The sequence below is a fragment of the Paenibacillus sp. J22R56 genome, assembly GCF_056269375.1.
This window is the reverse complement of record NZ_JBWDNV010000008.1, coordinates 220695-233898: the sequence shown is the minus strand read 5'-3', so window position 1 is coordinate 233898 and position 13204 is coordinate 220695. Positions and strand designations below refer to the sequence as shown.

Below are 13204 nucleotides of genomic sequence, written 5' to 3'. Positions count from 1 at the left end.
CAGCAATTTGATTCATTCTATATTCCCTATTATAGCTCTATAATCTAGGTGAATCGCAATTTTGTGAATGCGAAAGGGGAAAGAAGATGAACAAGGGGCGTATCATTAATAATATCAATTTGGGCTGGAAGTTTTATAGAGGCGATGAGCCTAGTGCTTGGTATAAAGGCTTTGATGATTCCAATTGGCGCAATGTCACTCTTCCTCATGATTGGTCCGTTGAGGAGCCGTTCTCGGAGGAGCATTCCAGCGGAACTGGCTACTTGCCGGGTGGAATAGGCTGGTACCGGAAATCGATATCCCTCCCTTCGGATCTCCAAGGTAAACGTGTCTTCATTACTTTTGAAGGCGTTTACAATAATTCGCAGGTGTGGTGCAACAGCTATTATATCGGGAAAAGGCCTTACGGCTACAGCTCGTTTACTTATGATATAACCAATTTTATTTCATTCGGCGACAGCCCGAATGTCATTACGGTGAAAGTCGACCATAAGGACATTGCAGATTCCAGATGGTTCACTGGCTCCGGTATTTATAGAGATGTATACGTGACCGTTACGGATCAGGTTCATATTGATACATACGGTGTGTTTATCACCACGCCAGAAGTATCGGAGGAGCAGGCAACGGTGGCTGTTGACGTTCGATTATCGAATGGAAATGCCAAGGATGAGTCTGTACAGATTCGAAATGTGCTCTTGGATCAAGCAGGGCAAATCGTTCAAACCGTGAACAACAGCGTAACGGTATCGGGTGAGTCTACAAAAGATACGGAGCAGTCCATGATTGTTGCGAATCCGAAGCTTTGGTCGCCGGATACTCCTTATCTTTACACCATGCGGACAGAAGTGAGCAAAGACGGCGAGTTGATCGATCTTGTAGAGACACCGGTCGGCATTCGTTGGTTCGCATTTGACCCCGCTCAAGGCTTCTTCCTTAATGGCGTTAATATGAAAATGAAAGGCGTATGCGTTCATCACGATGCAGGTGGTCTAGGTGCCGCTGTTCCGGCAAAAGTATGGGTTCGCAGGCTTGAAGCTTTGAAGGAAATGGGCTGTAATGCAGTCCGGATGAGCCATAACCCGCCAGCTTCTAACTTGCTGGATCTGTGCGATCAGATGGGCTTCCTTGTTATTGACGAAGCATTTGATGAATGGGAAGGCGTGAAGAATAAATGGTCAACCGGCCATAACGTCTACCCGCCGAAGCATTTTGGCTATTATGAGGATTTCCCGCAGTGGGGTGAGATTGATCTGAAGGAGATGGTGCTGCGTGACCGTAACCATCCATCGATCATCATGTGGAGTATCGGCAATGAGGTCGATTACCCGAATGATCCGTATTGCCATCCTTATTTCGAGACAATGACCGGCAATAATGATGCGAACAAACCGGCTGCCGAGCGGCAATATGATCCGAATAAGCCAAACGCGGATCGTCTGGCAACGATTGCGAGACGACTTGCGAAAGCAGTCAAGGAATGTGATACAACTAGACCGGTTACAGCAGCACTAGCCTTCCCAGAATTATCGAACTTAACAGGCTATGCAGAAGCGCTCGATATCGTAGGCTACAACTACAAAGAGCATATGTATAAAGATGATTTGCAGCAATATCCGGATCGGGTCACTTACGGCAGCGAAAATAGCTCCAGCCTCGAAGCCTGGCTTGCTGTCCGGGATAATGATGCAATTAGTGCCCAGTTCATCTGGACGGGCATTGATTATTTGGGTGAAGCAAGAGGCTGGCCAGTGCGGGTAGCTGGTGCCGGATTTATGGATACAGCCGGCTTTAAGAAGACGAGCTATTATTACCGTCAAAGCTTATGGAGCGATAAGCCAGTCGTCTTCCTCACGGCGATGAAAGCTGACGAAGCGGAGAAGGGATCAAGAAGATGGACCGGCGGCGATCCGTATTGGAATTATGAAGCGGGAGAACTGATGAGAGTCAGCTGTCATACGAATTGTGAAGAGGCGGAGCTGTTCCTGAACGGGCTGTCGCTTGGCAGCAAAAAGCTGGCGGATGCCCCGCGGTTGTATCTGACGTGGGAAATCACCTATGAAGAAGGTACGTTAGAGGTGGTTGCGAAAGCGCAGGATGGAGCTATCCATAGTTGTACGCTAAGTACGGTATCGGAACCGGCTCAATTGCAGGTGAACGTGGATACTGTCGAGCTTCATGCCGATGGACAGGATATTGCCCATATCGAGATTCAGATTACGGATGAAGATGGCCGTCCAGTCTATACAGCTGATTATCCTATTGCCCTGTCTATTGAAGGTCCTGGTGAAATTATCGGGATGGAGAATGGCAATATTCAAGATTTGGAGCCGTATAGCTCAAGAACTCGGAAAGCCCATCACGGCAAGCTTCTTGCCTATGTAAGAACCACAACGCAGGTTGGAGAGATCGTCGTGACCGCGGAGGCAGAAGGACTTGGGACTTCGAAGGTAACGATCAGATCGGTAGATATTGTTGAAACCGTGCAAGCATAAGCAGGCATCGCAGCCTATTCATCTCTTGGGAGGGATTTAGCAAATATGAACGCATTTAACGGACTAGGCATGGGACTTGGTAATTTGGCACGAGTATCAAACGCGGTAACGCGGTCGATTTCGCCGGAAAATTTTACGGGCGAGAAGGGCAAGGGAGCAATGGCGACGGAAGGAACGGGTGCTCAGGCAGCCCGTGACTTAGGTTTAGGCTGGAAAGTGTCCCCTTCCGTAAAAATCGAAGGACATGAAGAGTTCACGATGGGCGTCATCGACGGGCCGGGTATGATTCAAAATATTTGGCTGACCTGTCCTCATCAGGCAGTAAGATCCCTTATCTTCAAGATTTACTGGGATGAGGAAGAGGATCCATCCGTATGTGTGCCGGTAGGTGATTTCTTCTGTAACGGCTGGGGTGAACGGGCGCTGGTCAATTCGCTGCCAATCTCGGTTAATCCAGCTGGAGGCTTCAACAGTTATTGGGAGATGCCTTTCCGCAAGAAGGCACGAATTGTCATGACCAATCTGTCGCATGAATCTACGTTCCTGTATTACCAGATCAATTACACGCTTACGGAAATTCCAGAGGACATGGCTTATTTTCACGCGCAGTGGCGTCGCAGCAATCCAGTGAAATATAAGGACGTTCATACGATTGTTGACGGCATTAAAGGTAAAGGTCATTATGTCGGCACTTATCTTGCCTGGCAGGTCAACAGCAACAACTGGTGGGGAGAAGGCGAGCTGAAATTCTACATGGATGGGGATAAGGATTATCCAACAATCTGTGGAACAGGTACCGAGGATTATTTCGGCGGGGCTTGGAACTGGGATATGAACGGGCAATATGTAACGTACTCCACGCCATTCCTTGGCATGCATCAGGCGATTAAGGCGGATGGCTTGTACAAGGCGAACCAGCGCTTTGGCATGTACCGTTTCCATGTGATGGACCCGATCCGTTTCGAGGAAGATTTTAAAGTGACGGTGCAGGCACTAGGCTGGCGCTCGCATGGACGTTATCTGCCGCTGCAGGACGATATTGCGTCGGTTGCTTATTGGTATCAGCTTGAGCCGCATGCTGCTCATCCGGCTATGCCAAGCCTCGATGAGTTGGAGATTATTTAGCTTTGTGAAAATGAAGGGTGGTGCCCCATAAGTCATGAAAATGACGATGGGGCACCACCTTTTTGTTTTAGGGTTAAACAGCAACCTGCGCATTTTAATGTTCTTTCGATCGCCATTGCTCAGGGATTCCTTGAATCAACGAGGTAAGGTTGGAAAGGATCGATGTACAAAAGTGCAAGGAGATCGAGAAATAAAGGTGAGCATGGAATATCTTCGACTCAAACAACAAGCCTTTTGGGACGGCATCTTTTTTCTATATTATAGGTCCAATAGTTCTGACTGATAGTGTTCGAACAGCCGTTTCATAGCTTCCATACTTCTATCGGAGGTTGAATGTATGGCCTCAATTAACTCATTAATTCGAGTTGTCATGATGAGGAGATATTTTGCTTCCTCGGTCCCCGGATTCCAGTAGGTATGGGCGGTCCCTCGAGGAGCGATTACCGCATCACCAACTTGTGCCTCAATCATCTGCTCTCCAATTTGGAAGCCAAGTATCCCCTTCAAAATGTACCAGGCTTCGTCATCCTCATGATGAATATGCAGCGGGGCAATCTTCATAGGCTCAGCTCCTGCTGTACATCCTTCGGCTGTCCATTCTGCCATGACGAGATTTGCTCCTGCGTTCGCTAATAATTGCCCAGCTAACGGTGATGAAATGATAGTCATATTGGCTGCCCCTTCCTCATATCACGTGGAGATAAGCCCCTAAGCTGACGGAACAGCTTCGAGAAGCTGTTAATGCTGCTGCATCCGACTTCGGCGGCAATATCTGTGACGCTCATCGATGTATTTTTCAGCAGGTACTCTGCTTTATTGACTCGGTTCAGATTCATATATTGGACCAATGTTTGGCCAGTCATTCTCTTGAACATCCGGCAAAAATGGTACGGGCTCAAATGAACGAAGGAAGCTGCCTGCTCAACAGTGACACGTTCAGTCATGTCGGATTCAAGAAGAGTAAGCAGCTCCTTGAACTGGTCAGTCTTCGTACGAAAAGCATTCATCTCCGTGTCACTGCGCTGCTTCACGGTAAACTCCCGGCTGAGCCAGGTGAAGAGCAGTTGGCAGTAGGAGCGGACGGCAAGCTCGAAGCCAGGGCGCTTTTGCTCGAATTCGTCGGCAAGCTGCATGGCGATCTGTTTCAAAAGCGGATAAAAGGGATCTGTCTGCTCGATCCGGTTCGCGATCATCGATAAGCCGTTCGTATACGGAGCGACCAAGTCTACAATATGCGGCTCCTTCAGCCCCAGCATGGATGGGTTAAACACAAAAGCATAGACCGTGAACGGTTCATTCGGATGAAGCGAAGTGGCGGAGTGCAGTTCACCGCTGTTGACGAACAGCATATCGCCGGGTTTGGTCGGGAAGGGTTGTCCCCCAATTTGATAAACGACTTCACCACTATCTACATAGATCAGCTCGAAATGCTCATGCCAATGAAGCCTTAGTGAGCATCCGGGCCGGAAGGTGGGGTGAAATACATTGATTGGCAGAGCAGGGTCGGACATGATTGTATTTTCCCATAAGTCTCTTCGCATGATGCAACCTCCGGCAATCAGATTAGCAAGATTGGGATAATAAAGAACAAGAAGTATTAAGACATTAACGGTTGAAAGTTCTATATTGATTAATGTTATCACAGATTCAAGAATTGTTGGATATACGATTCGTTGAGCAAAATTGTTTAACAAGCTGGGAGGCAGCAGACAGTAATGGTTCGCATCAAGACAGACAAATCTCTTTCGTTATACACACTCGCTTGGCCGATTGCTATCGAGTTGATTTTACAATTTCTAATGGGAACTGTGGACTCCTTGATGGTCAGTAAGCTTGGGGATAACGCGGTATCGGCAGTAGGCGTATCCAATCAGGTTATGCGTTCTTTGTTAACCATCTTTGTGCTGATAAACGGTGGTGTAGGCATTATTATTGCGCGGAAATGGGGAGCGGGCGACCCGAATACAGCACGTCGTGCAGCGGCTATGGCTATAAAAGTTGGGGTTATTGGTGGAGCGCTTGTCAGTGTCTTGTTTGCTTTTGGCTCGGGGGCGATTGTGCATCTCATGGGTACACCTGCCGAAGTGGTGCCACAGGCAACTACCTATATGACGTTTATTGGAGCATGCTCCATTCTAACAGAGATGACCATGATGCTGACGGTGATGATCCGAAATACAGGCAATACGCGTGGGCCGATGATGATTGCTATTGGGATGAACGCAGTCCATGTTCTACTGAACTATGTGTTTATTTTCGGGGAGTTTGGTGTTCATCAGATGGGGATTGAAGGGATTGGGATCTCGACCATCATCAGCCGCCTGCTTGCGGTAATCGTTGGAGTATGGCTGCTGCTTCGATCATTCCCGAGTCCTTTTCAGCGGAGTGACTGGCGTGGATTCGACCGTCCGCTGCTGAAGGAAATGATCGGAATTGGTCTGCCGAATCTGGGTAATGCTGCATCATGGGGGTATTCCCAGATCGTAACGCTGGCCATCGTATCCTCGATGGGAGCTGTCCAGCTCGCGGCATTTTCTTACTTCAACATTATCCAGCAGCTGCCTTGGCTGATTGGTAATTCAATTGGGATGGCCGTTCAAATTCAGTGTGGACAGTTATACGGCGGAAAGCGGTATGACCAGGTATACCGAGCGCCTTATAAAGCCGCAGCAATTGGAATTATACCGACACTTACGCTTGCGGTTCTGCTATATGTATTTGGGAATACGACGGTCGGGTGGTTCACTTCTGATCAGGAGATTACGAGCTTGCTACTGCCATTATTCCTCTGGTGTATGGTCTGGCAGCCGATGCGTACATGGACGTATTCGTTCAATCAGTCTTTGATGGCGATAGGTGAAGCTAGGTTTGTTGCGCTGAGTAGTGTCCTTGGCATGTGGATCTTTGCAACAGGCGGAGCTTATGTATTTGGCGTAGTGCTCGGAATGGGTGTCAAAGGCGTATTATTCGGCTTATTGCTCGACGAGTTCCTCCGTGCGATCCTCGTCGGTTGGCGCTGGCTCGGCCGCCGCAAGCTGCCTCGGCAAGCCGAGCAGCCAGCTGCTGTTCAGACAGTGTAGACGAATGTTGGTCAGGTATCTCACAAGGGAAAACTCCTGGGAAGATTAGCTGTGTTATGCGATGAGACCCTGTGGGGGTCTTATCGGGTGAAAGTTAAGTGAAGTTAGTAATCATAAGACCCTGCGAGGGTCTTATTTTTTTGAAATTGGCAGAAAACTGCCACGTTGTAATCGGTATGAGGTCCAATAAGACCCTGCTGGGGTCTTATCGGGTGATCGTTAAGTGAAATGAGTAATCATAAGACCCTGCGAGGGTCTTATCGCTATGCATCCATGTACCAAACCTATCGTCTTTTTAAATGACTTATGAGACACCTCTTTTTTTGGTGCAGCGGAACACTACGTTGGAAAATATCCACCATAATGGCGGATGGATTTGCTGCTCAAAAGCTGCGTTGGAGTTCATCCAATGAAATGGACGCTATAGAGGCAATTTGCTCTCTTGAGGTCTTTTCTATTGGATGAAATCCAGTCTGCGATTGACAGTGGAGTGAATACGGGCGATTATGTTGTACGAAATCCAGTCTGCGTTTGGCAGGCGCTCGAAGAGATGGCTGTGAAGTAAAGTGGCGCTAGAGCAGCACCGGTGCTGTGCATCACATACTCCTAAATGAAGGGATTACCAGCTTCAAGCTTGAACTAGTATGCTAATCAAGCATTGGAGGAATGTAATTGTACCGGTATGTTCTATTACTCGTGTTTGTGCTAGTGGCAGGCTGCAGCAACCAGAATAACACGATTCAAAAGAATAGCAGTTCAACAATCGCGCTTGAGCAATATTATTTCTCGGGCATAGAGGAGCGGATCAATCAGTTAAGCGCAAAGCTCCTCGCAGACGGTTATAAAGTTAGTGCGCCGGTATCGTATGAACATGAAGGCTCAACCGAATATTCTATATATTCAACGAAAGAAATACCTAGAGGTCAGATTGCGGTTGAAGATCAGAAAGCCGAGCGTTACGCGGATGAATTCGATGTAGGTTATGACGGTAATGGCTTCGCTTTGGAATAAGGAGGACGTCTTCCGGTTGACACCGAAAAACCCGTTATTATATAGTTAGATTATGGATTAGCACTCTGATATTGAGAGTGCTAACGAACAAGTTTAATAACTGAAGGGAGAACGTTATCTCAATGGAAAAGCAACAATTTAAAGCAGAATCGAAGCGCCTCTTGGAGATGATGATCAACTCTATTTATACACAGCGCGAAATTTTCTTAAGAGAGCTGATCTCGAATGCCAGTGATGCGATCGACAAAATTTACTATAAGGCACTGACAGATGATCAACTGGTATTCAACAAAGAAAGCTATTACATAAAAGTAACAGCTGACAAAGCAAACCGCACGCTGACTCTCTCCGACACGGGGATCGGCATGACGCAGGAAGATCTGGAGAACAACCTTGGCGTCATCGCAAAGAGTGGATCGCTGGCGTTCAAGAAGGAGAACGAAGCGAAGGATGGCCACAACATTATTGGCCAATTTGGCGTAGGCTTCTACTCAGCGTTTATGGTAGCGGACAAAGTTGAAGTAATCAGTAAAGCGCTGGGCGAGAAAGAGGCTTACAAGTGGGAGTCGGAAGGCGCTGACGGCTATTCGATTACACCTGCGGACAAAGAAACAGTCGGCACGGACATCATTATGACGATCAAGCCAAACACTGAGGACGATAACTACGATGAGTTCCTTGAGGAATACCGCCTCAGAGCCATCATCAAGAAATACTCGGACTTCATCCGTTACCCAATTAAGATGGATATGAAGGGCCAGCGTCCGAAAGAAGGCAGCGAAGGCGAATTCGAGGAATACCAAGAAGAACAAACCGTCAACAGCATGGTGCCGATTTGGCGTAAAAATAAAAGTGAGTTGACGCAGGAAGACTACGATAACTTCTACTTCGAGAAGCGCTACGGCTTTGATAAGCCGCTGAAGCATCTCCATATTAGTGCGGATGGTGCTGTTGTTTATAACGCGATTCTCTTTATTCCAGAGAATACGCCATTCGACTATTACACGAAGGAATTTGAAAAAGGTCTTGAGCTGTATTCGAACGGTGTCCTCATTATGGACAAATGCGCGGATCTGCTGCCGGATTATTTCAGCTTCGTGAAAGGGATGGTTGATTCCGAGGATCTGTCGCTGAACATTTCCCGGGAACTGCTGCAGCATGACCGTCAATTGCAGCTTATTGCGAAGAACATTAAGAACAAAATCAAGAGCACGCTGCAAAGCCTGCTGAAGGAAGACCGTGAGAAGTACGACGGCTTCTACAAGTCGTTTGGCAGACAGCTGAAGTTTGGCGTGTACAACGACTACGGCGCGAACAAAGATACACTGCAAGACCTGCTCTTGTTCTACTCCTCGAAGGAGAAGAAGCAAGTTACGCTGGATGAATACGTATCACGTATGCCGGAAGATCAGAAGTACATCTACTATGCAGCTGGCGAGTCGATTGACCGTCTTGAGAAGCTGCCGCAAGCAGAGATCGTGGCGGACAAAGGCTACGAGATGCTGTACTTCACAGACGATATCGATGAGTTCGCGATCAAGATGATTGGAACGTACAAAGAGAAGTCGTTCAAGAACGTATCAAGCGGCGACCTCGGCATCGAGTCGAATGCTGAAGAAAAGCAAGCTGAGGAAGAAGCAGCAACGGAGAACAAAGATCTGTTTGTTTCGATGAAAGAGCTGCTTGGCGACAAAGTTACAGGCGTAAAAGCTTCGAAACGTCTGAAATCCCATCCGGTCTGTCTTTCGTCAGATGGCGAAGTAACCATCGAGATGGAGAAAGTGCTGAAGGCTATGCCTAACGGCCAAGACGTGAAAGCGGACAAAGTGCTGGAGATCAACGTTAACCATGAAGTGTTCCAAGCACTCAAGGAAGCTTATAGCAATGACCAGCAGAAGCTGAACCTGTACACGAACATTTTGTATAACCAAGCCCTTCTTATTGAAGGCTTGACGGTGCAGGATCCGGTTCAATTCACGAACGATATTTGTAAAATAATGGTGTAATCGTCTGCATCAGCAGTAGAGGCCGGCCTTAGGACAATGTCCTGGGGCCGGCTTTTTGCGCATTCGTTCTAACATCAACCTGCCACGCATAAGCTTGTATCACTATGGTAGCGTTTACCAAATACCTATGCGACGGAATCTATCAATAACGCTAGCAAGCTACTTTTCGAAAAGGGAGATGGTTAGCCAATGATTTACGCTGAGCCGGGCAAGCAGGATTCGAAGATTTTGTTTAAGAAACGGTACGACAATTACATAGGGGGCCGCTGGACGCCGCCAACGCAAGGCCAATATTTCGATAATGTATCTCCGGTGAACAATGCGGCCTTCTGTGAGGTGGCTCGCTCCACATCGGAGGATATTGAGCTTGCTCTTGATGCGGCACATGCGGCAAAAGCCGATTGGGGACGGACATCTGCAGCAGAGCGCGCTAATATTTTGAATAAGATTGCAGACCGGATCGAGAGCAACCTGGAGACATTAGCTGTTGCAGAGACTTGGGATAACGGCAAGCCAATCCGCGAATGCCTTGCGGCGGACCTGCCGCTTGCTGTTGATCATTTCCGGTATTTTGCCGGCTGCATAAGGGCACAAGAAGGCTCGCTCAGCCAGCTCGACAACGACACGGTTGCTTATCATTATCATGAGCCGCTAGGCGTCGTTGGCCAGATCATTCCTTGGAACTTCCCGCTCTTGATGGCGACTTGGAAGCTTGCGCCAGCGCTTGCGGCGGGCAACTGCGTTGTCCTTAAGCCAGCCGAGCAGACACCTGCGTCGATCTGTGTTCTGATGGAGCTGATTGAAGATTTGCTGCCTGCAGGTGTGATTAATATTGTAAACGGTTTCGGCCTGGAAGCCGGCAAGCCGCTGGCCTCAAGCAAACGGATTGCTAAAATCGCCTTTACCGGCGAAACAACAACGGGCCGTCTTATCATGCAATATGCTTCACAAAATCTCATTCCCGTCACGCTGGAGCTTGGCGGTAAATCTCCAAACATCTTCTTCGAGGACATTATGGCGAAGGATGATGCTCTCTTTGATAAAGCGCTCGAAGGATTCACGTTATTCGCGCTAAACCAAGGGGAAGTGTGTACCTGTCCGTCCCGTGCACTCATTCAAGAGTCGATCTACGACAGCTTTATGGAGAAGGCGCTGCGGCGAGTTGCATCGATCAAACAAGGCAATCCGCTGGATACGGATACGATGATCGGGGCTCAAGTCTCGACAGAGCAAATGGAGAAAATCCTAAGCTACATCGACATCGGACGCCAGGAAGGGGCCGAATGCTTGATTGGCGGAGGCCGGGCAGCAATTGGAGGCGACATCGCAGATGGCTACTATATTCAGCCGACGGTGCTTCGCGGGGACAACAGCATGCGGATTTTCCAAGAGGAGATTTTTGGCCCAGTTGTTGCTGTGACGACCTTCCGTTCGCCGGAAGAGGCGCTCGCGATTGCGAATGATACGCTGTATGGTCTTGGCGCAGGCGTCTGGACAAGGGACATTAATGCGGCGTTCCGGATGGGACGGCAGATCGAAGCGGGCCGCGTCTGGACGAACTGCTATCATGCTTACCCGGCACATGCGGCATTTGGCGGCTACAAAATGTCCGGTGTTGGCCGCGAGAACCATAAGATGATGCTGTCGCATTATCAGCAGACGAAGAACCTGCTCGTCAGCTACAGCCCTGACGCGCTTGGCTTTTTCTAAGTTGGCAGCGGAATCCGTGTTAAAAGTACTCGCCACGGAAAGTGCGCTTGAACTGATCGATCGGCTGCGGGCGAAGTATGGCGACGTCATGTTCCATCAATCAGGTGGGTGCTGTGATGGCAGCTCGCCGATGTGTTTTCCGCTAGGCGAGTTCTTGATTGGTGAGCAGGATGAGCACCTTGGCGAGATTGGCGGCGCACCCTTCTATATGAGTAAAGCCCAATACGATTATTGGAAAAATACACAGCTCATTATCGACGTTGTGCCTGGCCGCGGCGGGATGTTCTCGCTGGAAGGACCAGAGGGACTCCGCTTCTTGACGAGGTCTCGTATTTTTACAACTGAGGAACTGCGCAGCTTAGGTCTGCTTCAAGCGTAAACGGCTCTTCTTATATTTTAAAGAAAAAAGGTCCCCGCATGCCTGCGACAGGCAATGCGGAGACCTTTTTTCGTGTGTGCACGAATTAGTTAACTGCTTCGTCTTCTTCCTCTTCTTCATCCTCACCGTAAGCACCGACACGGTAATCATCCGTCTTCTCGCCGTCTTCCCAAACCTCGACGAACAGTGCATCACAGTTCTCGAAATCTTCAGCTTTCAGAGCGAGCACTCTTTCCTCGTCATCACCGACGTATACATTTTCCATCCCGTCTTCCGTGAACGAGAGAACAACAAAAATTTTCAACTTGCAGGCCCTCCTATGCAATTGTTATTGAAGCAGTATACCATATTGGGCTTATTCAGTGCCTCTCATTGTTCGAGATTCATGCCAATATTTGAATCAGTCGCGGAAAATTGGGTAATAGTAGTGGAGGAGTAAGGAACGGGGGGATTGCGGTGAAGTTTACGCCCGAGCAGCGGATCACGCTGCATGGTTTCAACAATTTGACGAAGTCGCTTAGCTTTAATATGTATGACATCTGTTTTACGAAGACGAAGGAAGAGCGCGAGGCCTACATCGCCTACATCGATGAACAGTATAATTCGGACCGCCTGACGAAAATTTTGAAGCAAGTAGCCGATATTATTGGGGCGCATGTCCTGAATATCGCAAAGCAGGATTATGTTCCTCAGGGCGCTAGTGTAACGATTCTTGTCTCGGAAGGGCCTATCGTTGAAGTGCCGACGGAATCTACGTATGACGAGTCGCCGGGGCCGCTTCCGGATAATGTTGTGCTCCAGCTCGACAAAAGCCATATTACCGTACATACGTATCCTGAATATCATCCAAGCGAAGGGATCAGTACATTCCGTGCCGATATTGACGTCGCTACCTGTGGAGAGATCTCGCCGCTTAAGGCGCTTAATTATTTGATCCATTCGTTTGATACGGATATTATGACGATTGATTACCGGGTACGTGGTTTTACGAGAGATATTGATGGTAACAAGCTGTTTATTGATCATGATATCAATTCGATTCAGAATTATATTCCGGACGAGGTTATTGATCAATACGACATGATTGATGTGAACGTGTATCAGGAAAATATTTTCCACACCAAATGCAAGCTGCGGGAGTTTGATCTGAACAATTACCTGTTTGGCTATACGAAGGACAAGCTGAGCATGGACGAGCAGAAGGAAATTACGGAGCGGCTCACGGACGAGATGTACGAGATCTTTTATGGCAAAAATATTAAATGAGGTTACGGACCGGGGGATGAGGCTTCTCCCGGTTTTTTGGCACGTCCATTTAGCCGTTCACCGGCATGAAACGCGCTCCACCACTAATAGATGGCGAAATCACCTTGTGGTATGATTAAGCAAATTCATAAT

General features: G+C 48.3%; 11 protein-coding genes. 8 read left to right on the top strand and 3 right to left on the bottom strand.

The window, feature by feature from the left end; all coding sequences use genetic code 11:
* Positions 1-86: 86 nt before the first annotated feature.
* A complete protein-coding gene (locus tag AC0YNT_RS20130) occupies positions 87-2495 on the top strand; it encodes a glycoside hydrolase family 2 TIM barrel-domain containing protein (protein WP_475806236.1) in 2409 nt (802 codons plus the stop codon).
* Between the two features lie 45 nt (positions 2496-2540).
* Positions 2541-3620, top strand: a complete 1080-nt coding sequence (locus tag AC0YNT_RS20125) for a glycoside hydrolase family 172 protein (protein ID WP_475806235.1) — start codon at positions 2541-2543, stop codon at positions 3618-3620.
* Between the two features lie 258 nt (positions 3621-3878).
* Here the strand turns inward: AC0YNT_RS20125 and AC0YNT_RS20120 are convergent, their stop codons facing one another.
* Positions 3879-4289: a cupin domain-containing protein gene (locus AC0YNT_RS20120; RefSeq protein WP_475806234.1), complete on the bottom strand. Its 411-nt coding sequence runs from the start codon at positions 4287-4289 to the stop codon at positions 3879-3881.
* Entirely contained in the window at positions 4286-5161 is an 876-nt protein-coding gene (locus AC0YNT_RS20115; protein ID WP_475806233.1) for an AraC family transcriptional regulator, read from the bottom strand. The genes AC0YNT_RS20120 and AC0YNT_RS20115 overlap by 4 nt, the downstream gene beginning before the upstream one ends.
* Before the next feature lie 174 nt (positions 5162-5335).
* On the opposite strand from AC0YNT_RS20115, the gene AC0YNT_RS20110 reads away from it, so the two are divergent.
* From AC0YNT_RS20110 to AC0YNT_RS20090, 5 genes are all read left to right on the top strand, one after another.
* The gene (locus AC0YNT_RS20110; RefSeq protein ID WP_475806232.1) at positions 5336-6700 is read left to right on the top strand and encodes an MATE family efflux transporter; all 1365 of its coding nucleotides are present in this window, start codon (positions 5336-5338) and stop codon (positions 6698-6700) included.
* Between the two features lie 672 nt (positions 6701-7372).
* On the top strand, positions 7373-7711 hold the full coding sequence (locus AC0YNT_RS20105; RefSeq protein ID WP_475806231.1) for a hypothetical protein: 339 nt from the start codon (positions 7373-7375) through the stop codon (positions 7709-7711).
* A gap of 122 nt (positions 7712-7833) precedes the next feature.
* Positions 7834-9717 carry a molecular chaperone HtpG gene (gene htpG / locus AC0YNT_RS20100; protein WP_167279103.1) on the top strand — a complete coding sequence of 628 codons (1884 nt, stop codon included), beginning with the start codon at positions 7834-7836 and terminating at the stop codon, positions 9715-9717.
* A 189-nt stretch (positions 9718-9906) separates the two neighbouring features.
* Positions 9907-11427 (top strand): aldehyde dehydrogenase, encoded by a 1521-nt coding sequence (gene adh / locus AC0YNT_RS20095; protein WP_475806230.1) that lies wholly within the window; start codon positions 9907-9909, stop codon positions 11425-11427.
* 16 nt (positions 11428-11443) lie between these two features.
* Positions 11444-11806, top strand: a complete 363-nt coding sequence (locus AC0YNT_RS20090; RefSeq protein ID WP_475806229.1) for a DUF779 domain-containing protein — start codon at positions 11444-11446, stop codon at positions 11804-11806.
* A gap of 85 nt (positions 11807-11891) precedes the next feature.
* On the opposite strand, the gene AC0YNT_RS20085 is transcribed toward AC0YNT_RS20090, so the two are convergent.
* On the bottom strand, positions 11892-12110 hold the full coding sequence (locus AC0YNT_RS20085) for a hypothetical protein (RefSeq protein ID WP_475806228.1): 219 nt from the start codon (positions 12108-12110) through the stop codon (positions 11892-11894).
* A gap of 152 nt (positions 12111-12262) precedes the next feature.
* Here AC0YNT_RS20085 and speD point away from each other — a divergent pair, with 152 nt between their 5' ends.
* Positions 12263-13072, top strand: a complete 810-nt coding sequence (gene speD / locus AC0YNT_RS20080) for an adenosylmethionine decarboxylase (protein ID WP_441892197.1) — start codon at positions 12263-12265, stop codon at positions 13070-13072.
* Positions 13073-13204: the final 132 nt, after the last annotated feature.

What these genes read in the sequence shown, in the direction of transcription:
- AC0YNT_RS20130 (WP_475806236.1), top strand. Translation starts at nt 87, where the DNA reads ATGAACAAGGGGCGTATCATTAATAATATCAATTTGGGCTGGAAGTTT.
- AC0YNT_RS20125 (WP_475806235.1), top strand. Translation starts at nt 2,541, where the DNA reads ATGAACGCATTTAACGGACTAGGCATGGGACTTGGTAATTTGGCACGA.
- AC0YNT_RS20120 (WP_475806234.1), bottom strand. Translation starts at nt 4,289, where the DNA reads ATGACTATCATTTCATCACCGTTAGCTGGGCAATTATTAGCGAACGCA.
- AC0YNT_RS20115 (WP_475806233.1), bottom strand. Translation starts at nt 5,161, where the DNA reads ATGCGAAGAGACTTATGGGAAAATACAATCATGTCCGACCCTGCTCTG.
- AC0YNT_RS20110 (WP_475806232.1), top strand. Translation starts at nt 5,336, where the DNA reads ATGGTTCGCATCAAGACAGACAAATCTCTTTCGTTATACACACTCGCT.
- htpG (WP_167279103.1), top strand. Translation starts at nt 7,834, where the DNA reads ATGGAAAAGCAACAATTTAAAGCAGAATCGAAGCGCCTCTTGGAGATG.
- adh (WP_475806230.1), top strand. Translation starts at nt 9,907, where the DNA reads ATGATTTACGCTGAGCCGGGCAAGCAGGATTCGAAGATTTTGTTTAAG.